The organism is Dyadobacter bucti (genome assembly GCF_005869225.1).
GTDB lineage: Bacteria > Bacteroidota > Bacteroidia > Cytophagales > Spirosomataceae > Dyadobacter > Dyadobacter bucti.
In genome coordinates, this window is the sequence record NZ_SWFP01000010.1 from 101,004 (window position 1) to 123,709 (window position 22,706).

Below are 22,706 nucleotides of genomic sequence, written 5' to 3' on the forward strand. Positions count from 1 at the left end.
TACAATTATGCAAATATAAATAATAACAATTACAGGATTTAACCGGCTATTCCTGGGAAACAGCGGCATATAATTTTGCGAGCTGCTCGGCGCAACGTTCTCCGTCCATAGCGGCTGACATGATGCCCCCGGCATAGCCGGCGCCTTCCCCGCAGGGAAACAAACCTTTGATCTCCGGATGCTCGCAGCTTTCGCGCTCACGTGGAATTCTTACGGGTGAAGACGTCCTGCTTTCAACACCTATCAGTTGTGCATCTGCCGAAAGGTATCCCCGCATTTTTTGCCCAAAATCTGAAAGTGCATCGCGCAGTGGAAATGCAATATGGGGAGGCAAAACTTCGCGAAGATCCACCGCGTGAAGTCCGGGTTGATAGGAGGTTTCGCGCAGAGACGACGAAATTTTTCCTTTTACAAAATCCATGGCCAATTGAGCGGGGGCGGTTTGCGTAGCGCCCGCCAGCTTACAGGCCGTCGCTTCCATTTCTTTCTGCATTTGCAAACCTGCCAGTGGTCCGTATTCCCGGTAGGGTAAAAGATCGGCCTCCTCTATGGAAACCACTATGCCGGAATTGGCATAAGGGGAATCGCGCCGGGAAGGTGACATGCCGTTGACGACCACTTCGCCTGCATCGGTTGCCGCCGGAACAATAAAGCCGCCCGGACACATACAAAACGAAAACACGCCCCGCTGCACTCCCTGGTACCTGGTTTGGGTTACAAGACTATAGGAAGCTGCCGGCAAATAAGGCCCACGATCAGTTTCGCAGTGATACTGGATTTTGTCAATCGTATTCTGAGGATGTTCTATGCGGACGCCCATCGCGAAAGACTTGCTTTCGATCAGGATGTTTTTGGCATGCAGCAGATCGTAGATATCACGTGCGGAATGCCCGGTCGCAAGTATAACGCCGATTCCCGTATGTTCCTGATTATCATTGGTAACTACGCCTTTTATTTTATTCTGACCAATAATAAGGTCTGTTACCTTGGTGTCAAAATGGATTTCGCCACCTGCTTTCAGAATGCTCGCCCGCATTTCAGATACCACTACGGGAAGTTTGTTGGTACCAATATGTGGATGTGTATCAATCAGGATCTGTTCGCTGGCACCGTGCCCCACGAAGATTTCCAGCACCCTGCGTATGTCGCCGCGTTTATTCGAGCGGGTGTATAGCTTTCCGTCGGAGTACGTCCCGGCGCCGCCTTCGCCGAAGCAGTAGTTGGATTCGGGATTGACAATGTGATCTTTGTTGATCGCAGCCAGATCACGACGTCTGGTGCGTACATCTTTGCCTCTTTCAAATAAAACCGGTTTTATACCCAGCTCAATGAGCCTTAACGCAGCAAACATACCCGCCGGCCCGCAGCCCACGATAATTGCTTCCGGGCTTTTGCTTACGTCCTGATACTCCAGTTGAAACTGAATCAGCGAAGGCGGGATTTCATTGACATAAACTTCGGCCTGTACATTGATTTTTACCTGCCGGCCGCGCGCGTCGATAGACTGGCGGGTTTTCCGGATTACGGGATTGTCACCTGGGCGTAACCTCAGTTTTTTGATGATATGCTGCCGGAAATTCTCATCGTCCAGGGCGATTTCGGGAGCGAGTGTAAGCTGAATGGTAGTTTGCATTGGAAAGGGATTTATCCTTTAATGGTGCAAAGATAAGGTTTTTGATAACTTTGATATTTCACCGGCGGGAAATGGCCGGATCACCTAAAACCCGGATATCATGTCAATCAATCGTCGTCACTTTCTAAACACGCTCGCTTTGTCTGCCGGAGGGGCTTTTTTACCGGAGCTTTCTTTTTCCGGAAGCCTCGAAAATACCTTTCCTGTTTCCTGTAACCAGTATTCCTGGATCACATTCTTTGGACGTGAAGGCCGGGACTGGGGTGCAAATCCGGATGTTTCCTTATCGGAATTTGCCGCCACGGGGATCAAAGCATATGAGCCTGCCTTTAATCATGCCGACGAAGTACCTAAACTTTTGCCGCTGCTGAAAAAATACAAGCTGGTAATGCCCTCAGTTTATGTAAATACATCTTTGCACCAATCAGAAGAGGCAAGCAAATCACTGGAATCCGTACTGGCGATAGCCGATGCTTTGAAGCCAGCCGGTACTAAAATCATCGTCACCAACCCAAACCCGATCAAATGGGGCAGCGGGGAAGATAAATCGGACGAGGAGCTTGCAGAACAAGCCCGGAATCTGGACAAGCTGGGTGCCGAGCTGAAAACAAAGGGAATGTCGCTGGCGTACCACACCCACGATGTCGAACTGCGTGCGGCAGCCAGGGAGTTCCATCACATGCTGCTGGCCACCGATCCGAAAAACGTGTCGCTTTGTCTGGACGTGCATTGGGTTTACAGGGGTTCCGGCAATTCGCAGGTCGCACTTTTTGACATTGTAAAATTGTATGGGAACCGGATCGCCGAGCTGCATTTGCGCCAATCCAAGGGTGGTATCTGGCAGGAAACATTCGGGCCGGGCGATATAGATTACGCCCGGCTGGCCGATGTTTTGAAAAAAATGAATGTCAAGCCGCACCTTGTTCTGGAACAATGCCTGGAAAAGACTTCACCGAACACAACCAACGCCATAGAAGCACATAAGGCAGATATGGTATATGTAAAGCAGATTTTCGGGTAATTGTCGTTCCGTGTTATCTGGCGATCAGCAACTTGCCGGTTTGTGTTTGTATGCCGGTTTGTACGCTGTATATGTAGATCCCTTCTTTCATGCTCCTGACATCGAGCACTTTTTCGTAGGTTCCGGGCTGCTGGTATTCATTAACGAGTTCAGAAGTAAGCCTGCCGCCGGAGTCGAACAAGTTTATTTTAACAGGCGCAGCTTCGCTTAGCTGGTAACGGATAGTTGCCTGGGATCTGGCAGGATTGGGAAAGGCAGACGCTGCGGTAACTGGGCTATCATCCTTTTCCTCAGATTCATCTGCCATGCGCGCGCCGGAGTTGGAAAGGCTTGCAGCAACAAGGTAATGGGTGAGTGCACCCTTGGCAGGAGAAGCCAGATTTCCCCCTAGGTGAATGGTTCCCGCAGGAAAAGTTTTGCTGTATACATCAAGATAGGATGTGCCAGGATCGTTGGTCTTCACTCTGTCGGGCAGCTTGGTCCAGCCGCTGAGCCAGGCTGGCAAAGCCGTTGCCCTCGGATCATATAATACATACAACGTTGACTGTTTTGTCAGCTTGAATTTCAGGAATGATCGCGAGGTATTCCATTTATCCAGATTGGCTGTCTGTATAAAAGCGGCACCGTTCAAAACAGGCGGTACTTTCAAAAAGGTGTAGTCACGATCGCTATACACTGGGAAGCCAGGTGACATGACCGCTACGTGACAGGCTTTACCGTTATCGTTGATCGGGTTTGTGATTACAGAAGGCAACCTCCTGGCCTCGATCCAGTCGACCGAAAAAGGAACCGGAGCGGTTTCCGTATCTACGCGCCATCCAAAATGACCCAGAGCAGGATATGTTGTATCCGTCGCTTCCAGCACAGGGACGTTGCTATATCCGTTACCGCTGTTCAGAAAAACCTTGATCAGGCCGCTGGAATACTTCTCAATTCTGAACGTGATCGGCTTTATCGGATCCAGGATTATATCTTTATGGGCCAGTACAATCGGCCAGTATTCGTTTCCTTCCGCCCGCCCCAGGGTAAGGCCCTGATCGTAGCTGGGCTGATATTTCAACGTATAACCGTACTCGCTGCGGGGATCTAGCTTTCCAAAAAGAATGCTGTACTGTCTGTGATAGCCGTTTTCCAGGGTTAACCCTACAGTCTCGAGTACGTAGCTGGTCTGGGTGAACTTTTTGCTGGTAGTCAGTGTGCCGCCCGTTCCATCGATGTAATTGTAGGCCTTCCCCGAAACAACAGACCATTTGGAATAATCAGAAGCCAGCCATGCAGCCCCGAGCGCTCCCCGGTTGAAGTCGTCCCGCCAAATGATCTGCGCATTTGTTTTAAAAGGGGTAATAATGGATAATAAAATGCAGAATGTACTCAGAGAGGTAAAAAGTTTTTTCATCGCAGCTGTCTGGCTAACCTGTTTAAGATTAATAATAAACGACAAAGCGAGCTATCAGGCCCGAAAGGTTACGTTCCTGAAAAGATAGAATAAAATCTACGTAAAATGAAAAAAATACTACAAAAAAGAGAAAAGATTTGAAGTTAGGCTTTTTTGCCGTGGTCATGCAGGTCCTTTTGCAGTTCCCTGCTGGTTTGACGTGATCCGTCAGGCGACCAGCCAGGTGCTTTGAGCAGGAATTTGAGTTTGGTCACAAAGTCGACGGGTTGTTCAAAATCCTTCCCGATTTCCTTCCATTCGTGAAAGATCGTTTGGGTGATGCCCTGATGTTCCGTCGGCTTGGTAAGTCCGTAGCGTGGTGGCACTGTTGGTATTTCCTCCTGAAAAGTCCCGAAAAGCTTGTCCCAGATGATCAGGCACATACCCATGTTCTTGTCAAGATATTCGATATTGCTGGCGTGATGGACGCGGTGGTGAGAGGGTGTTACAAAGATATATTCCAAAAAGCCCAGTTTCTTGACGTACTCCGTATGTACGATAACCCCGTAGATCTGCGTGATCGAATACATGATCACAATGTCTGCGGGATTGAAACCGATGAGTGCAAGCGGGATAAAATAAACAAACCGGTACAAAGGCTGAAAAACTGAAGAGCGGAAGCCGGTAGTGAGATTGAAATGTTCGGAAGAGTGATGTGTCACATGTACGGCCCAGAAAAGCCTGCAGTGATGGTCAACATAATGTAATGTGTAAAAGGCAAGGTCTTCGAGCAGGAAAAGGGAGAACCAGTACAGATAAGGATTTCCGATCGGGGCGAAAATCTGAAAATTATAGAACCATATCAGTACGCCGATATAAGCAGCCCGGAACAACAGATCGATACCTCCGTTGAGGAGCATGAGTGCGGCATTGGTAAGCGTATCTTTGAATGAATAGGCAGTGCGGGCCGAAAGCGAATCGCGGTCGACGCTGTGGGTAAGGAATATTTCCAGGCAAATCAGGAACAGATAAAACGGGGTGGACAGTTTTAATACAAGGTCCTCCAAATCATAAGTGCCGGGCATAACAGTATTTCAAGTGTTTGACAAAGATAGTTGAGAACAGAATTTGAATGTCCTGGATGCTGCTTTCTAAGTAATTTTTAATCCAGGAATTCACCAATTGTACGGCATTGTAATCCTTATTCTGCAATGACATTTGTTTCTGATCAAACCCCTATGCAGTCTCCTAATTTATCATCCTTTTGAGCGCTTTCCTGAGCTCCTCATTTTTGTGTTTTTTCTGAAGAATGACAGGCGCAGCAATGCGTTCCCTGCATTCAAACAGGGAGCAGCGTTCACAAGTTTGGTTTACCTCCCTGGCATTCAGATTGGGGTCGTTTAGAAATGCGAGCTTTTCTCTGGTTTGATTGTCCAGGTAAATCCCCATGGAAACGCTCACGTTCAGATTGGGCGTCGGCGACATGGGCTGAGCGAAACTCACCACGAGGTATTCGTCCTTTGTATCTATGTAGGTGGATTTTTGAGCCTTGCAAAGGATACCGGGCTGGCCCTTGGCAGTGATGATTTCACCCAGATCGTTGAGGATGGTCAGTGCTACCCACCGGCGGCAATAATGTTCATCTTTGACCGTATGCGGATAATGCTTTTTTGAAATGTGCATTTCCTTGGTCATATCAAAAATGTTCTGTCCGACAAAATTATTGAAACGCGAGAAAAAGATCTGATTGATCCCGAAATAGCGCGGCAATATGTTGCTGAGGCGGTAACAGAACGATTCAGGTGTTGTATTGAAATGATGGATCAGCGAGATCAGTTTTTCGGGCTGCCAGGTAGTTTGTGCAAAAAAATCGCCGATGGCTGTTACCAGCAGGTTTCTTTTAATAATGATCGCGCTGGAAAAGTAGGAAGCCTTGAAATTATTGAGAAGCTGTTCAAAAGACTCCGCTTCCACCAGTGCCGTCGTATGCAGCCTGTTTTTTAAATTCAGGTATAAATATCCGATCTCCCGACCATATATAAATGCCCGCTGTACCGATGATAACTGTGTGTTGAGCAGCAGCCTGTTACCGGCGGGGTTGGTGACGGTCAGCGAACGCACACTGGAAAACTCCGGGTTTGCCTTCTCATTGATCGACTCGATTTTATAGTTAAAGCGGGAAATAAGAATATCGGCGAGGTAGGTTTCATCCAGCAGCTGCTCCGGTTTCACGTTTTGTTCGAGCAGGAACTGCTCGGCTTCCAGTTCAATATCTTCAAAATAATTGTCGTGCATTTCCTGGTAGGTACGCAGGGCAGAGAAGTAAAACTTCTCGATGGACATATTATAGTTCCGTGCAATTTCAATAAGCGTACCCACGAAAGCACTGATCTTGGTAGGGGCGTCGGATAAAATTTCCAGCAAATTGGCAGGGTCGATGCCGAAAAGTTCAAGCGGAAGTTCGGTCAGGACGTTGGAGCTCAGCAGGTCCGAGATAGGTTCGAGGCGTTTGCTCAGTTTGAGGGACACGAGTGTATCATAGTCCACGTCCATGGCTGCGGCCAGCGCGATGATCTTGTCGGATTTGGGGTACTTTTTGGCTTTTTCAATCTCATTGATGTAAGAAATGGACAATCCGGATTTTTGAGACAGCTCGCTGAGTGACATACCTTTGTCGAGACGGAGCTGTTTTAATTTTAATCCAAAAACCAATCTTACATTATCTGTATTTATAGCCACGGTGCGGGAGGAATGGGTCTGAATTTGTAAGATTTTGCTTACAGGCAATTTAATTAAAGAAACACAAAAGTAGAAATCGCGGGGATATTCACAGGTAATCTGTAAAAACAAAAAAACGGAGCCTGTTGATCAGGCTCCGTTTTCTCATTGTCACATTCCGTCAGAATATCGCAAATCCAAGCGTTGCCTGGAAGAGGTTTGATTTCTTGCCAAACTGTGAAGCTGTGGTAGCGTTGTCAAAATTGACCTTGACAATATCCGTAAAGTTCCCTTCATAACGGACATCCAGGCTCAGCCTGCCAAAATCAAAGCCAACACCGGCCTGGTAACCGTAAGCCAGTCTGTTTTTGAATTCTGTACTAGAATTTCCGTCCGTGATATCATCAAATGAATCGCCGATTTTTCCGTTACTGGACAACCGCAAAGAGGCCATCGGGCCTGCATTGATCCTTAAAAACTTCGCTACTCGCACCCCGAAAAGCACGGGTACATCCAGATTGGAAAAACGAACGTCCACTTTTCCATCGGAATTCTGAACACCGTCTTTATATACATTGAACTTACCGCCCTTCTGCGACAAAAGGAATTCCGGCTGGATGTAAACATTTTTTCCAAACCTGAAAAACACCCCGCCTACGAAACCGAGGGAACGATTGCTGTTATCCTGAAAATTAAATGCGTTGCCTCCCGAAGAAAGCGTAAGGTCATTGCTACCGTTGATATTCGACAAATTTGCGCCCGCTTTGATACCAAACCGGAAACCCGGGTCATACTGCGCCATAGCTGTGTAACTCATTGCGATCACAAAGAAAGCGGTCATCATTTTTTTCATAAATGCACTTATTAAATTGAAATGGAATAATTTGTTGGTATACCAACTATTAAAAACCCATGCCCGCCCGGGAATGTGCTGTTTTAACTTTAATCGGGTAGTAGTTTCTACAACAGGGCAGGCGGACAATTCGAAATGTATTGCTGCTGGAAGTCATCTGAATACAATCAAAAAAGCTATTTTTGCGGTCGCATTGTGAATAACAGGCTAAAATATTGTTACAGTTGAATTTAAAAAGAGCCCATTGAGGGAATATTTCTGGTTTTTGCCGGAATATGAATAATAACTAACAAACATGAGTGAATACAGTCATCGCGAACTAGAGAAAAAGTGGCAGGAGTATTGGGATTCAAAAGGTACCTTTCAGGTAACCAATGAGTCAGCACTTCCTAAATATTATGTGCTGGATATGTTCCCGTATCCTTCCGGGGCTGGCCTGCATGTGGGGCATCCGCTGGGATATATTGCCTCAGATATATATTCCAGGTATAAAAGATTAAAGGGTTTCAATGTGCTGCATCCGATGGGCTTTGATAGTTTTGGTTTGCCTGCAGAGCAATATGCGATTCAGACGGGGCAACATCCTGCGATCACGACGGAACAGAACATTACCCGCTATATCGAGCAAATGAAGAACCTCGGTTTTAGTTACGACTGGAGCCGGGAAGTCAGGACTTCTGACCCTGATTATTACAAATGGACGCAGTGGATTTTCATGGAGCTTTTTGGCAGCTGGTATAATAACGACACCCAGAAAGCCGAGCCGATTGAATCCCTGACCGCAGTCTTTGAAAAAGAAGGTAACAAACCCGTCAACGCACCTTGCGATGAAGATACCCCCGCTTTTACGGCTGCTGAGTGGAACGCATGGACAGAGGAAGAAAAATATAAAGTGACATTGAAATACCGGCTGACGTATGTGGCTGATGCTACGGTCAACTGGTGCCCGGGCCTGGGTTCCGTACTTTCCAATGATGAGGTAAAAGACGGGGTTTCTGAACGCGGAGGATTTCCGGTGATCCAGAAACTGATGCGTCAGTGGATGATGCGCATCACTGCTTATTCGCAGCGTCTGCTGGACGGACTGGATAACATTGAATGGACGGATTCATTAAAAGAGCAGCAACGCAACTGGATCGGAAGGTCGGTGGGGGCGCTTGTTCGATTCGAATTGGGGATTAAGGAGGAAATGGAGGAAGGAGGAAAGGGAGAATTGTCATCCCTTTCGTCCCCTTCCTCCAATACTCCCAAAATCGAAGTTTTCACCACAAGAGTCGACACCATCTACGGTGTGACGTTTATCGTATTAGCACCTGAACATGAGCTTGTTGATCAGATCACGACACCGGCTCAGCGTGGAGATATTGATGCGTACATTGCTATGACGCAGAAGAAATCGGAGCGCGACAGAATGGCCGATGTGAAAACGGTTTCAGGTGCTTTTACGGGCGCTTATGTCATTAATCCTTTTAACGGGGAAAAAGTACCGGTTTATATTGCGGACTATGTGCTGGCCGGATATGGAACGGGCGCGGTGATGGCGGTACCTTCCGGCGACCAGCGTGACTGGAATTTTGCCAAGCATTTTGATCTGCCGATCATCCCGATCCTCGATGCACAAAAAGATATAGAAACACAGGCCGACGCCACCAAGGAAGGACATTATATCAATTCAGGTATCATCAACGGAATGACCTTCCACGAGGCTAATAAGGTTTTGATCCAATGGCTTGAAGAAAAAGGCGTAGGAAAAGGGAAGGTCAATTACCGTCTGCGTGATGCGGTTTTCAGCCGTCAGCGTTACTGGGGTGAGCCGGTTCCTGTTTATTATAAAAATGACAGCACCGGACAGCCGCTGCCCTATTTATTGGCAGAAAACGAATTGCCGCTGAATTTGCCCGAGGTAGATAAATACCTGCCGACCGAAAACGGGGAACCGCCGCTGGGACGTGCAGAAAACTGGGCGCATGGTTCAGGCAATGGTTACGAACTGAGTACCATGCCGGGCTGGGCTGGCAGCAGCTGGTACTGGTACCGTTATATGGACCCGAAAAACGAGAACGAATTTGCTTCCAAAGAGGCGATCAGCTACTGGCGTGATGTGGATTTGTACATCGGGGGCACCGAGCATGCGACCGGACATTTGCTTTACAGCCGTTTCTGGAACAAGTTTCTGAAAGACAGAGGTTACGTTCCTGAGGAAGAGCCTTTTAAAAAGCTGATCAACCAGGGAATGATCCAGGGCAGGAGTAATTTCGTGTACCGGGTGAAAAGTGAGAATTACAGTAAACCAGTATTCGTTAGCGCGGGCCTTAAATCTCAATATGAAGTTTCAGCTCTGCATGTGGATGTTAATATTGTTGAAAACGACATCCTGGATGTAGAGAAATTTAAAGCAACACGTCCTGATATCGCCGGTGAGCATGCGGAATTCATTCTGGAAGACGGGAAATACTATTGCGGCGTAGAGGTGGAGAAAATGTCCAAGTCGAAATTCAATGTCGTAAATCCGGATGATATTGTCGAAAGGTACGGCGCGGACACTTTGCGGTTGTACGAAATGTTTTTGGGGCCATTGGAACAGGCAAAACCCTGGAATACCAACGGTATCGACGGGACATACCGCTTTATCCGGAAATTCTGGCGGTTGTTCTTCAATGATGCGGGCCAGTGGGTCGTGAAAGATGTTCCTGCCAAACCCGAGGAATTGAAAATCCTCCACAAAACGATCAAGAAAATCGAGGAGGATATCGAACATTTTTCATTCAATACTGCAGTAAGTGCTTTCATGGTTTGTGTGAACGAACTCGGAAGCCTCAAATGCCAGAGTAAGGAGGTTTTGAATGAGCTTGTCGTGCTGTTATCACCTTATGCACCGCATATTACCGAAGAATTATGGGAGCTGCTCGGTCATGGAAAAGGCACGGTTTCCAAGTCTGCGTTTCCTAAATGGGAACAGAAGCACGTTGAGGACGCGGTGTTCGAATATCCGGTACAGATCAACGGTAAGGTGCGGATATCCTTACCCTTTGCGCTGGATACACCGGCTGCTGAAATTGAAAAGGAAGTGCTTGCCAATGAGACAGTACGGAAATGGATGGAAGGTAAGGATGCAAAAAAAGTGATCGTCGTTCCGAAACGTATAGTGAACGTAGTGATTTAATTGTATATTAAAAAAGCCGTGGTAAGCGGGGCGAGGATTTTGTCCTTGCTGTCCGGGTTACCACGGCTTTTGCTATTCGGGCTTTTGATTGCCAGAACTTTAACGAACGTCAGTTAAGCGTAATCTCCTTTGATTTGACTTCTTCGGAAATCTCGAAATGCTTGATTTGTTTTTCCTTGTCACTGGAAACTTCCAGGGTATATTTTCCCGAAGGCAATGCGTCAACGTTCAACGAACGTTTGAATTTCGACAGGTCTTTTCCCAGTACTTCTCTGTAAATCACACTACCGGCGCGGTTGGTGATCAGGATGGTGGTTTTTGAGCTGGTGTACTTGTCAACGTTCAGATTGATTTTTCCTTCTTTGGTGACATAGATCCCTGTTGCGAAACTTGTCACTTTCTTGGCCTCCTTGTCGGATGCTACTGCGGAAAACGCGAATGCTGCACTGAAAACAAATGCAAAGACGATGGTTTTAACTGACTTTTTCATGGCTGTATTTTATTTAAGGTTGGCTAATAGATGTTCATTAAGAACAGGACAAATATATAGGCTATGCTAGGTACTATGTATTGCAAAGTACATGGGCGGTGATATAGGAAAATGAATGGTTGACAGATGTCGATTTATGAACAGCGCTTTGGGAGAAATCAGGGGAATATGTCGTAGATATCCCTTCTGTAGGCAATTCCGGCGAATTGTATGGTGTCATTTTGTGTAAAAACACCGACTCTGTAATCGCCCAGTCTGAAACGGTAGGCGTGTGTAAAACCTGTCAGCTTTTTAATAGTTGCGATTTCTGATAGAGAAGCGGCTTGCTCTACGGCGAGTTTGAGGTTCCTCACTGCTATCTTAGTGTGTGGCTGATTGAATTTGTCCAGATCCTTGGAAAATTTGCTCAGGAATTCGACAGTCAATTCTCTTCGAGTTTGTTCATAATTTCTTCCCGCGATACCTTCTCATTCCGATCCGCTTCCTGCAAAAGAATCCCCAATCCGGTATCTTCCTTTTCTTCTTCGGAAAGAACCTTTGAAGAAATGTCCATTTTTGCCAGAAGGTCAGTCAGAAGGCGGAATTCTTCCTGGTTTTTTGGTGTCACAATAATCGATTCCATATTCTTTTTTGAATGTAAATTAGTAACAAACCTGCATTTATTTAAGGCTGTGATTTTTGGGTCGATGCTATTGAATTACAATTACGGTTAGAGTTCTGCTACGCTGCTATCTTTTTGTATTTTTGCTGCCCTATGGCGAAGAGAAAGGCACGCACTGCCCAAACCAAGAGTAATTTCAAGTATTTAAAACCGCTGCCGGCGAAGGGCTGGGCCATTATAGGCGCTGTGGTCATACTGATTGGTGCGCTGGTCTGGTGGAATGATAAGGAAGATGTGAACCGGTGGGAGTTTATCAGCAAATTCGGCATCAAGCTTCCGCTCAGGTACGCGATCCATGGCATTGATGTTTCGCACCACAATGCAAAGATCAATTGGGATAAATTAAAAAAAGCACGTTCGGAAAATGTCGGGATAGATTTTGTGTATATCAAAGCAACGGAAGGAGCCACGCATCTTGACCGGCAATTTAAAAGGAACTGGAGTGAGGCAAAGCGGGTGGGGATGAAACGCGGGGCATATCATTTTTATAACCCCAGAGTCATGTCTAACAGGCAGGTGGATAACTTTATTGGGCAGGTAAGGATGGAGCCGGGCGACTTGCCGCCTGTACTCGACCTCGAAACAGACGCCAGAAAGCCGGACGAGATCATCGTAAAAGGTGTGCGCAACTGGCTGGAACTGATAGAAAAACATTATGGTGTCCGGCCGATCATTTATGTGAACGAACACTATTATAAAAAATACATCGAAGGAAATTTCGATGACTATCCGCTCTGGCTGGCCGGCTATTCCCGTACACACGTCGACGACCTGGCAACGGATGCCCAGGTGCTCTTCTGGCAGCACAGCGAAAAAGGCTGGGCTGATGGTATCCGCGGCTTTGTGGATTACAATGTTTTCCTGCACGAACCGTCGGACTGGGCCGATCTTAGCCGGTAATTTTATACAACCGGCTCCTGCTGGCTCAAACAGTGAAAACTGCCCTGGCCCCAGATAATCTCGGTAGCTTCGAGCGGTATGATCTTGCGCTCCGGGAAAGCCTTTTCAAGAATGTCAACAGCAACCTGATCATTTGGATTATTGAATACCGGCACAATCACCCCGGCATTGCAGATCAGGAAATTGGCATAAGAGCCGGGTGTCCTGAAATCATCGATAATCACGGCCCGAGGCATTGGTATCTCAATGATATTAAGCTGCTTACCATTAACAAGCCGCATTTTTCTCAGCATATCAAGATTGGTCTGCAGAATACCGTAATTTTCATCATCAGCGTTATTTTCAACGCATGCTATGACCGTATCTTCATTGATAAAACGCGTGGTATCGTCAATATGCCCGTCGGTATCATCGCCCACAATCCCGCCTTCAACCCAGAGTACCTGCTCAATCCCGTAATAACCGCAAAGGATTTCTTCGATCTGGCCCTGATTCAGATGTGGGTTTCTGTTGGGGTTCAAAAGACATGATTTACTCGTCAGCAAACTTCCCGCTCCGTTAAATTCTACGGCCCCGCCTTCCATGATAATCCCGGGATTTACCATGGGAATGTCAAGATATGCAGCCACGGCAGCCGGCGTGCGGTTGTCGTCGTCATAGGGAGGATATTTGCCTCCCCAGGCATTGTGGCCCCAGTCGACGATCAGTTTTTCTTTTGTTTTCGGGTTGATCAGAAAAGAAGGGCCGTGGTCGCGGCACCATGCGTCATTGGTCGGTTTTACAATAAACTCAATGCGCGAAAGGTCCACACCAATCTTGCCGAGCTCCGACGTTATGAATCCTTTCAGTTGTTCGTCATTTGCTATGATCCCGACGTTTTCACCCTGGCTGATGGCCTTGATAAAAGCAAGATACTGCGGGCGCATTTTAGCGAGCCGGGTTCCCTGCCACGAGGCATCATTATGCGGAAAAGTAAGCCAGGTAGCTCGATGCGGATGCCATTCGGCGGGAAAAGTAAAACCGAGTTCGCGGGGTGTTGATGAAGTTTTGTCTGAAAGCACGATGGATATTGACTGATTTGCCTTTTTGGTTTCAAGGGCAAATGTCGTAAAAGTAAAAATGGTTCCCTATCGCCAGGGAACCATTTTACTCATAAAATTGAGTAAATAATGCGGTTAATTATTTGCTACCACTACGTTATCAATCAGGTAGGTGCCATATTCTGTTTCCAGATTATATGCTTTGGTAACTTTGCGGGCATTGTTATGGACTGCGCCGACTTTCCAGTTGGAGACGATCCCGGTTGAAGGGTCGTAATGATAAAGAATATCTTTTTTTGATAACTTTTTCAACCTTTTTTTGCCTCTCTGCGTCTGAACGCGGTGATCCGGGGCAGCTTCAAGCAGCAACGCAGGTACCCTTGTCTGGTCGCTTTTTTCGGAGGCGGGCCGCAGATAAACTGCTGTCAGCTTTGAATTGGGTTTGTTGTACACGTCAATCTGCAGGACCTGGGTGCTCACACTTTGTCCATCCCTGCATGTCTTTACATGTTCGCCTACTTTTACATCAGCGATGGCTTTTACAGTTCCATCGGCCATGGTGACTGGCGCTTCATCTGAAAAATATTTGTACCGTTTCTTGGTTTTCGAAATTTTATAGGTCGCTTCGGTCCCGGAATTACTGTCGCTTTGGGCAAGGATGTTGAATGACAGAATGGAAAAAACAGATGCTAACAGGATCTTCTGCATAAAGATTGGTTTGAGTTGAAAAATCAGGCTTTGGACATTTTTACAAATACCTTGCTTAAAGCATTGGGCAGCGCACCCAGGCAGATCAGGATCAGGCCGGATGTGAGCAGGGTAGTGGTATGTGCGAAAAATGAACCTGATGAAAGGATTGCGAGGATTAATATCGTGGAAAATGGCAGTGAAAAGGCCAGTAGCAATACTGCCAGTTCAAGGTCAAAAGTTCTTTTTTCTTTGGGCATTGCTTTCTGATCTTCCCGCAGATTAAATGCAGAAATATGTGCCAGCGGCCAGAAACTCGCCGCACTCAGAGGGATAACGATTGCCAGAAGGATCATAGAAAGATCGGTAATGTTCAGAACATAGATCATACCTGCACTGATGAGCATGGTAATGCCGGCCCTGAAAAACAGTATACTTGCTACGATACGCTTTTTGCCTTCCTTTAGCTGCACGGCCAAGCCAATAAACAGCAATACAAGCGGCGTCATCATGGCGCTGGTCTTATCAAAAAGATCGGTAACCACTGATGGGAGCGTACTGTAATTTATACCCAGACTGAGGAGGATAATCGCAAGGAAAATGAGGATGTTGATGGGTTCCTGGAACATGCTTGCAAACAGGCTTTTCAACTTTCCGCCTATTTTCGTCTCCTTATCATCACTGTTTTTGAGAAACATGTTCATAGCCAGGATGTAGAGCGAGATCAATACAAAGAACTTGTTGCCAACATCGGCAAGGGCGGCGATCGCCAGGCTCTTTTCACCAAGGAATTCTGCGATGAAAGGAAAGCAGGATAGCCCGGGAGCCAGCGAAGGGATCAGCATCATGAGTGTTCTGCCGGTCGGGCTGTTTTTCTCTATGCCGAATAATGAAAATGCCAGCGGAGCGGAAAAGAACATTAAAAAGTTGAAAACCAGGGTCACCATCGGTATGATGATCATGGACGAATCAATGTCGATCTTCATGAGTGAAATGAAGATAGTAGACGGAAGCGCAACGGAAAGGATGATTTCCTTGATACCGTTGGTCTGGTCTTTATTCTTAAATTTTCCTTTGAGCAGAAGACCCAAAGTAATCAGTAACAGGAGTGTTATGGTTTTTTGCAATGCGTCACTCATAATCGACAAAAATTAGAATGGTAAAAGTCGGTGCTAACGAAGATTAAAGAGGGCTGGGGAGGTGGTGGTGGGAGGGTGTCACTTATTGTCATTTATGGTCAGGCGTAATCATTTGTGGTTAGATATTGCTAATAGATAAGCGACAATACATGACTACAAATGACGATGCTTGACAATAAATGACAACACTTGACTTAAAGAATCGGAAATGCCGTACTTCTCGACATTTGTTTGGTTAGCTCAGCTGCCCAAGCGCCCCGACAAAGGCTTTCATTTCGTCCATTGTACCCAGACTTACCCGGCACCATGGTTTGTTCTGAATATCGAAAGAACGTACGGCGACACCTTTTGCCGACATTTTTGTCAAAAGCTCTTTTCCTGAAATGCTGATCGGGAAGAGGACGAAGTTGGTAAAGGAGGGAATGTATTTGTATCCCATTTTATCCAGGTTTTCGTACAGATACAATTTCGCTTCATGGTTCAGCTTGCGTGTATTGCCCTGGAATTCTTTGTCGTCCAGACTAGCAGAAGCTGCGAAGATGGAAGTATAGGAAATACCCATCCCACCGCGAGTGATTTTGTTGATGCTTTGCAGATAAGAAGGAAGCGCAACCATATAGCCGACACGGATACCGGCCATTCCCATGATTTTGGAGAATGTACGGGCTACGATCACGTTTTTCTTTTGCGTAAGAAGTGACACCATGCTCTGTGTATCGGCACCTACTGCGAGCTCAATATAGGCTTCGTCGACAAATACCGGTACTTTTTCGGAAACCCGGGAGCAGAAATCAAGCAGGTCCTGTCCTTTAGTGATGGCGCCGGTAGGGTTGTTTGGGTTGCAGACATAAACAAGCTTGGTATCCTTGTCTATGGCGGCTTCCATTGCTGCCAGGTCGTGTGACCAGTCAGCCGTACATGGAACAGGCTTCCAGGTAGCGCCAACGGACTTTGCAACGCTGACCAGCGACATATAGCAAGGATCTGCGGAAACGATGTTTCCCTGACCTTTCATGAAAGTAACAAGCGCCACTTTTTCCAGCAGATCGGATGATCCGGGGCCCATCATGATGTGGTCGGCAGGCACACCTTCTTTTTTAGCAATTTTATCAACAAGGTCATACATTTCTTTCCATGCATAACGGTTCCCGTTTTTTACAGAATCAGCAACCGCTTTTTGTGCTGACATGGGAGGCCCGTAGGGATTTTCATTCGCATTCAGTTTGGCAATGATTTTAGGGGCCTTAAAATCAGCCGGTAAAAAATGCTCCCTTACCATTGGGCTGCGGTAAATACGGTTTTCAGGGTCCAGCGACATGGGTGTGTTTGCGAAAGCTCCCATGCTAAGGTGTGGTGCCAAAGTCATTCCTCCGATTGCCATTAAACCGGATTTTAAAAGATTCCGACGGTCAATTTTCTGATTCATTGCGCTATTGTTTAGTAAATTATGTGACGATAAATTTGATTAACTGGCTAAGCCGAAATGGAACCGGAGAGGGGAGGTCTTATCATTATAAATTTAATGATAAACTTCTTTTGTTGGAACCCCTGACCGGCTATTGTGCTGATTAATTTTTAGTTACAGACATTTGGGATGTTCTGGTGAAGGCAAGTCCTTTGTGCGTTCCCGTCCAGGTAACTTTGATGATATCATCTTTTCTCTGGATGCGGTTACCTTCCAGACCCAATGCTTTGTAAGTGGTTTTGATCGTTACCACGCCGTTTGCATCTGATGTCACATCACCGAATTTGCCGGACGTCTTGTAAACTTCCGGAGCGAAAATGTACGTCTGACCGTTGAATTTCAGCGTATCTTTTTTGACGGTTTTGGTCAGGTCATAAGCAATTGCGATCCTGATATTGGCCACGGGGATAGAGTCAATCCCTTTGGTATGGTCGAGGATATTGGTTTTATCAAGTTCCAGCAACCGGGAAGTCAGCGTGAGCTCCTGTTTTGAACTATCGTAAGGTACGGAGGGCGTGCTGGCAATGGGAGCGCCAAAAGGTGCGCCCACTATGTCAACGAGTACCGGAGCCACACTGCTATTGAGAAACGGATCCTCTTCTTTACAGGATACAAACCCGAGCGTAAGCGTTGCGGCCAGGCAAAGTGCGGGAAAGTATGTTTTGATATTTTTCATAATTTCGGATGTCTTGATTGTTTTAAACAAACGGCTACTTTTCAGCCCACCATAATTTGGTTTTCATATCGTCTGCTGTGCCGTTTAATGCCCTGCCCGCGGTTACAGCCGCCTCATTCAGGGAATACTCGGAAGCCGGATAATTAAAGCGCGTTGGCAGGATACCGCCGTTGTTCAGCACTGCCCGGGGATCGGGTGCAGGAAAAACCGGAAACCCTGTCCTCCGCCATTCTGTCCAGGCTTCTATACCCTGTGCGAACAATGAAATCCATTTTTGGTCTAAAACTTTTTCGCGGGTAACAGGGCCGACAGTGGTGAGGTATGCAGCCGGTGTTGTCAGTCCGTATTGGCCGAAAGATGCGTTGATACCCGCTTCAAAATACATTTTCGCGTCTCCGGTAATATCCCCGTCCAATGCAGCTTCCGCCAGGATGAAATTGAGCTCGGAAAAAGTCATGATCACCTCGGGCGCTTCTGCTTTTGTGAATGCGCTTCCAATGGTCGAGCTGGTTGCGAGATAGTTGGTCGCGATGGCATCGGGAAGGCCGTTTGCATGTCCCTGATAAAGTCCGTCCTTATTTGGATTGGCATACACCGTAATCCGGGTGTCGCCCAGCGCGTTCATTTTATCCGCCAGCGTTTTGCTGATATTCCAGTCCGTACGTCCTCCCTGGATCAGGATCTGGTTCCATTCGTTATTGCCGGGAAGTACGGCCGTACATTTGAGTGAAGCATTGTCGGCATTGCTCGTGAAGATGGGAAACTTTGCCGCATCGGCCAGTATCTCAGCCATAATTGCTTTTGATTCTGCCGATTTTTTAGCAGCCTGGCGATTCGCGAGCCGGAGCCGCAGTGAGTTTGCAAATTTTTTCCATTTCAAAATATCGCCTGAATACAATATGTCACCGGCAATTGCTGGCCCGCCAACCGTAAGCTTCTCATTAGCGACTTTAAGATCGTTGAGCAAACCCGCGTACACCACGTCCATCGCGTCATACTTCGGCGTGTAGTTAGGCGTTTCACTCGTTCCCTGGATCGCCTCTGTGTAAGGGATCGCGCCGTACATATCGGTAAGCAGGGAGAATACCCAGCTGCGCATCACCAGCGCAACGCCCTCGTAATTGGCATTCGGACTGGCAGACTCAGCGTTGGTCTGAAGAATGATACGCTGAAAGTTGAGGAGCCCATCGTTAAAAAAGCCTTTCCAGTTGTTGGCCAGCAGGGCAGGGGAAACGGTATAGTCATCACCTTCATTACTGTAAATATTCCGGGTCAGATGTTGTACGTATAGCTCTGCTGCGTCAATGTTGATTCTTTCAAAACGGTCTCTGTGACCCCAGTAGCGGTCAATCGATGCTTCGATACCGGCTGGAAGAAGGTATTGCGCGCCGATAGCCGTAGGGCTGTTCGGGCTTACGTTCATGTCATCAAAGTCTTTGGTACAGCTGGTTGCCGATAGGATCCCCGCAAGGGCGGTCGTCCAGATGGCCTTATGATTGAATATCTTTTTCATCTCTAAATGCTTTTAAGTCCGTTAATTGGGTTGAGTGGCTTAGAATGACAGCGACAGGTTCATCCCTACGCTGCGTGAGCTCGGAAGTTCTCCGTAACCGAAGCCCTGGCCATTTCCTCCTTTTGCATCGATTTCAGGATCGATGTGCGGCGTATTTTTGAAGATCATCCAAACGTTACGTCCGACAACCGAAAGCTTTGCCGATTGGACACGGATTTTTTTAAGTACTGCGGGACTGAAACTATATCCCAATGACAATTCACGCAGCTTTACATAACTGGCGTCGAAGATTGCCGACTCATGGTAGTTTCTTGGATTGCTGTAACCGTAAAGCTGATTGGCTGTTACGATGATGTCGTTCGGTATGTAGCTTTCTACGCCATCTACTGTAACCAGGCGAACACCCTTGCCGATGACACCTTCCTCCCGGCCCAGTGCGGTTTCGGCATACTGGCCTGTCCAGCGGGCGGTACCTGTACCTTCGTCGTAAATGTCGCCGCCTATGCGGGCGTCAACCAGGGCGCTCAGAGAGAAACCTTTAAAGTTTACCGTATTCATGACACCACCGATCCAGTCAGGCTGTACATTGCCCAGCTTCTGGCCGGCAATTGTTACGGGCAATCCGTTCGCTCCATATACCACCTGCCCTTCATGTTTCAGGAAGCCTACTCCGTAGAATGTTCCGTAAGCTTGTCCGACGCGGGCCTCTGACGACATACCCCTTTGTGTTGCGAGCGTATAGGTGGTCAAACCTTCTGCGAGTTCCACAACTTTGTTGCGATTTCTTGCATAGTTCAGCGAAACATCCCAGCTGAATCCGTTCGACAATTTCACCGGAGTGCCTGAAATCGTTACCTCAACTCCTTTATTGGTGATTTTCCCGGCATTCAGGATACGGGTATTGTAACCGCTTGCTTTGGAGATTTCAACACCCAGGATCTGGTCTTTGGTGGTCTGATCGTAATAGGTCACATCCAGGCCGATTTTGCCTCTGAAAAAGCGAAGGTCTGCGCCAAGTTCGAGTCCGGTCGTAATTTCGGGTTTGAGGTTACTATTGGCGATCTCTATGTTTTCGGAGAACTTAGGGATTGTTCCGTTCCATGAACCTTTGGCCAGGAATGTTTGCTGCAACTGGTAAGGCGTTGCATCGTTACCTACCTGTGCATAGCTCGCACGTACTTTGCCGAATGACAATACGTTTCCTTTGATGTTCAGAAGTTCCGTCAACACGGCACTCAATGATGCGGATGGATAAAAGTAAGACCGTGCGTTGGCGGGCAAAGTGCTCGACCAGTCATTGCGCGCTGTCAAATCAAGGAAAATAGCGTCTTTCCATGAGAAGTTGGCAGTTGCGAACAAGCTTTGCGTTTCCGACTTTTCGATTTTACTCTCAATCGTATTGGCGCTTGGGATCGAGTTACCTGCGTTGTACAGTCCGTCCACCACCATTTCGCCTACATAGAAATAATTTCTTTTGTAATAATTCTTCCGCTGGATACCTCCGAACTGTACGTTCAAGCCAAAATCCGGAGTCAGGTTTTTGTTGAAAGTAAGCATGAAATCAGAGTTCGTTTCCTGGCTGCGCAATACCTCTTCTGAGAAGCGGCCAGGTGTGCGTACACCGTTTCTTACACGCAGGAAGTTGGAAACATTGATCCTTGTATCACTCCAGAAATCAGTTCCTGAGCGTACCAGCAGGGTCAGGGACGGAAGTATTTTGTAGGTAAGTGCTACATTCCCCAGCAAACGGTCTTTTTCGTTGCCTGATGGGAGTTCGCGCTGAGAAAAATAAGGATTCGTGAAGTAAGTATGCTGCCAGTTTGGCGGATCGGTATCAGCACCCCGCTGATTATGAACGCCGATATAGCTTTCGTAGTCGCGAAGCTGATCCCATGAAACGTGACGGTGGGACCAGATGAATTCCTGGCCTCCCGCATAGCTGCGGTTGTCTGAGCCCGACTTGATGTACTCTCCGGACAATGTAACGCTCAGATTTTTGGTCAGGTTATAGCCCGAGTTGATCCGGAAGTTGTTTCGGTGGAAATCGTTGTAGTACATGATCCCCTTCTGATCCAGTCGGCTGATTCCCAGCCGGAAAAAGCCTTTGTCGTTTCCGCCGCTGAGGGCAACGCTGTTGGTAATGGTACGGCCGGTCTGCCAGTATTCGTCCCAGTTGTCAGGCTGAGGAGTCAGTGGTGCAACATCGTCACCAGTCCACCACTGTCTCACCAGGCGCCCGTCCATTGGAGCTCCCCAGCTTTCGTCTGTACCTTCTGACCCAGCCAGAGGATATCTTGAATCATAAACAGATCTGTACTGGGCAATTTCGGCCGGATCGGTAATATTTCCGCTCCATCCGTCATTGTACCAGGTGCGGTAGCCGTTTCCGCCACCATATGTATTTTGAAAATTGGGTTTGATCCACGGGCGCTCAAAAGTGATGTTGGAATTAATGTCCACACCAAGCCCCTTGGTTCCCTGTCCGTTTTTGGTCGTGATCAATATCACCCCGTTGGCGGCGCGCGACCCGTACAGGGCTGCGGCATTGGGGCCTTTCAAAACGGACATTTCCTTGATATTATCCGGATTGACTTCTGAAATTCCGCCTCCTAATGTTTTGTTTGCCGTTTGTTCCATAGGCACCCCGTCGATAACGATCAACGGCTGGTTATTTCCCGAAACAGACGATGATCCGCGGATCTGGATGGTGGAACCGCTGCCGGGCCCGCCGTTTGATTGTATCCTTACGCCGGCGATTTTGCCGGATAATGCGTTCGCCACATTGGTCGAGCGCGACTCAGTGAGTGCGCTCCCTTTTATCTCCTGCACGGTATACCCCAGTGCCTTTTTCTCGCGCTGGATACCAAAGGCTGTTACCACAACCTCCGATAACTGGCGGGTGTCGGCATCAAGCTTGATATCAAAATTGGTCTGATTGCCTATCGTTATTTCTTTAATCAAAAAGCCAACATAGGACACTACGAGCGTTCCGTCGCCGGGAACTGAAAATGTGAAATTCCCGTCTGCATCCGCATTTGTTCCAACATTGGTTCCTTTGAAAATGACCGAAGCGCCTGCAAGTCCGGTTCCGTCTTCGGCTGCCAGAATTTTTCCGGTTACCTGTCTGACCTGCGCATAAGAGAGCGTGGACGACACGATAACCCCTAAAAATAAGAGTAGAACTTTACGCATTGGAGTGAAGTTAAATAGTTAGGTATCAGTAGTATTCAGGGAGAAAAAGTTATGGCTGTGTGGTGTCCACGATTCCGTGCGCCGCACACACTTTCACGTGGACAGAACAAACACAGCCATAAGCTTGCAAAACTGCTTTTCCGGAAAGCAATACCCTCTTTAATCGAGGACAAACATTAA

At 47.3% G+C, this 22,706-nt stretch carries 18 protein-coding genes; 3 read left to right on the top strand and 15 right to left on the bottom strand.

Going from position 1 to position 22,706, the window contains the following annotated elements:
* Window positions 1-46 precede the first annotated feature (46 nt).
* Complete coding sequence (locus tag FBF61_RS27805; RefSeq protein ID WP_138483630.1) at window positions 47-1,633, bottom strand: NAD(P)/FAD-dependent oxidoreductase; 1,587 nt, start codon at window positions 1,631-1,633, stop codon at window positions 47-49.
* Window positions 1,634-1,733: 100 nt separating this feature from the next.
* On the opposite strand from FBF61_RS27805, the gene FBF61_RS27810 reads away from it, so the two are divergent.
* The gene (locus FBF61_RS27810; protein ID WP_138483632.1) at window positions 1,734-2,654 is read left to right on the top strand and encodes a sugar phosphate isomerase/epimerase family protein; all 921 of its coding nucleotides are present in this window, start codon (window positions 1,734-1,736) and stop codon (window positions 2,652-2,654) included.
* 13 nt (window positions 2,655-2,667) lie between these two features.
* Here the strand turns inward: FBF61_RS27810 and FBF61_RS27815 are convergent, their stop codons facing one another.
* The 4 genes from FBF61_RS27815 to FBF61_RS27830 form a co-directional block, all read right to left on the bottom strand.
* Window positions 2,668-4,050 carry a T9SS type A sorting domain-containing protein gene (locus FBF61_RS27815; RefSeq protein ID WP_138483634.1) on the bottom strand — a complete coding sequence of 461 codons (1,383 nt, stop codon included), beginning with the start codon at window positions 4,048-4,050 and terminating at the stop codon, window positions 2,668-2,670.
* Between the two features lie 143 nt (window positions 4,051-4,193).
* The gene (locus FBF61_RS27820) at window positions 4,194-5,114 is read right to left on the bottom strand and encodes a sterol desaturase family protein (protein WP_138483637.1); all 921 of its coding nucleotides are present in this window, start codon (window positions 5,112-5,114) and stop codon (window positions 4,194-4,196) included.
* Window positions 5,115-5,277: 163 nt separating this feature from the next.
* Window positions 5,278-6,768, bottom strand: a complete 1,491-nt coding sequence (locus tag FBF61_RS27825) for a helix-turn-helix domain-containing protein (protein WP_138483639.1) — start codon at window positions 6,766-6,768, stop codon at window positions 5,278-5,280.
* A gap of 160 nt (window positions 6,769-6,928) precedes the next feature.
* Entirely contained in the window at window positions 6,929-7,600 is a 672-nt protein-coding gene (locus FBF61_RS27830) for a porin family protein (protein ID WP_138483641.1), read from the bottom strand.
* A 295-nt stretch (window positions 7,601-7,895) separates the two neighbouring features.
* Between FBF61_RS27830 and leuS the strand changes: the two genes are divergently transcribed.
* Window positions 7,896-10,763: a leucine--tRNA ligase gene (gene leuS / locus FBF61_RS27835; RefSeq protein WP_138483642.1), complete on the top strand. Its 2,868-nt coding sequence runs from the start codon at window positions 7,896-7,898 to the stop codon at window positions 10,761-10,763.
* Window positions 10,764-10,872: 109 nt separating this feature from the next.
* On the opposite strand, the gene FBF61_RS27840 is transcribed toward leuS, so the two are convergent.
* From FBF61_RS27840 to FBF61_RS27850, 3 genes are all read right to left on the bottom strand, one after another.
* Entirely contained in the window at window positions 10,873-11,253 is a 381-nt protein-coding gene (locus tag FBF61_RS27840) for a T9SS type A sorting domain-containing protein (protein ID WP_138483644.1), read from the bottom strand.
* A gap of 158 nt (window positions 11,254-11,411) precedes the next feature.
* A complete protein-coding gene (locus FBF61_RS27845; protein ID WP_138483646.1) occupies window positions 11,412-11,678 on the bottom strand; it encodes a type II toxin-antitoxin system RelE family toxin in 267 nt (88 codons plus the stop codon).
* The gene (locus FBF61_RS27850) at window positions 11,675-11,875 is read right to left on the bottom strand and encodes a hypothetical protein (protein ID WP_138483648.1); all 201 of its coding nucleotides are present in this window, start codon (window positions 11,873-11,875) and stop codon (window positions 11,675-11,677) included. Before FBF61_RS27850 ends, FBF61_RS27845 begins: the two co-directional genes overlap by 4 nt.
* A gap of 132 nt (window positions 11,876-12,007) precedes the next feature.
* Between FBF61_RS27850 and FBF61_RS27855 the strand changes: the two genes are divergently transcribed.
* Window positions 12,008-12,814 (top strand): glycoside hydrolase family 25 protein, encoded by an 807-nt coding sequence (locus FBF61_RS27855; protein ID WP_138483650.1) that lies wholly within the window; start codon window positions 12,008-12,010, stop codon window positions 12,812-12,814.
* A gap of 2 nt (window positions 12,815-12,816) precedes the next feature.
* On the opposite strand, the gene FBF61_RS27860 is transcribed toward FBF61_RS27855, so the two are convergent.
* The 7 genes from FBF61_RS27860 to FBF61_RS27890 all read right to left on the bottom strand — a co-directional run bounded on the left by FBF61_RS27860 (window position 12,817) and on the right by FBF61_RS27890 (window position 22,526).
* Window positions 12,817-13,878: an agmatine deiminase family protein gene (locus tag FBF61_RS27860; protein WP_374756636.1), complete on the bottom strand. Its 1,062-nt coding sequence runs from the start codon at window positions 13,876-13,878 to the stop codon at window positions 12,817-12,819.
* A 111-nt stretch (window positions 13,879-13,989) separates the two neighbouring features.
* Window positions 13,990-14,562 carry a hypothetical protein gene (locus tag FBF61_RS27865; RefSeq protein ID WP_138483654.1) on the bottom strand — a complete coding sequence of 191 codons (573 nt, stop codon included), beginning with the start codon at window positions 14,560-14,562 and terminating at the stop codon, window positions 13,990-13,992.
* A 23-nt stretch (window positions 14,563-14,585) separates the two neighbouring features.
* Window positions 14,586-15,680 (bottom strand): AEC family transporter, encoded by a 1,095-nt coding sequence (locus FBF61_RS27870; protein WP_138483656.1) that lies wholly within the window; start codon window positions 15,678-15,680, stop codon window positions 14,586-14,588.
* A gap of 235 nt (window positions 15,681-15,915) precedes the next feature.
* Window positions 15,916-17,106, bottom strand: coding sequence for a pyridoxal phosphate-dependent aminotransferase (locus FBF61_RS27875; RefSeq protein ID WP_138483658.1), 1,191 nt, complete (start codon window positions 17,104-17,106; stop codon window positions 15,916-15,918).
* A gap of 142 nt (window positions 17,107-17,248) precedes the next feature.
* Window positions 17,249-17,821: a hypothetical protein gene (locus FBF61_RS27880; protein ID WP_138483660.1), complete on the bottom strand. Its 573-nt coding sequence runs from the start codon at window positions 17,819-17,821 to the stop codon at window positions 17,249-17,251.
* Window positions 17,822-17,855: 34 nt separating this feature from the next.
* On the bottom strand, window positions 17,856-19,334 hold the full coding sequence (locus FBF61_RS27885; protein ID WP_138483662.1) for a SusD/RagB family nutrient-binding outer membrane lipoprotein: 1,479 nt from the start codon (window positions 19,332-19,334) through the stop codon (window positions 17,856-17,858).
* Between the two features lie 39 nt (window positions 19,335-19,373).
* Window positions 19,374-22,526: a SusC/RagA family TonB-linked outer membrane protein gene (locus FBF61_RS27890; RefSeq protein ID WP_138483664.1), complete on the bottom strand. Its 3,153-nt coding sequence runs from the start codon at window positions 22,524-22,526 to the stop codon at window positions 19,374-19,376.
* Window positions 22,527-22,706: the final 180 nt, after the last annotated feature.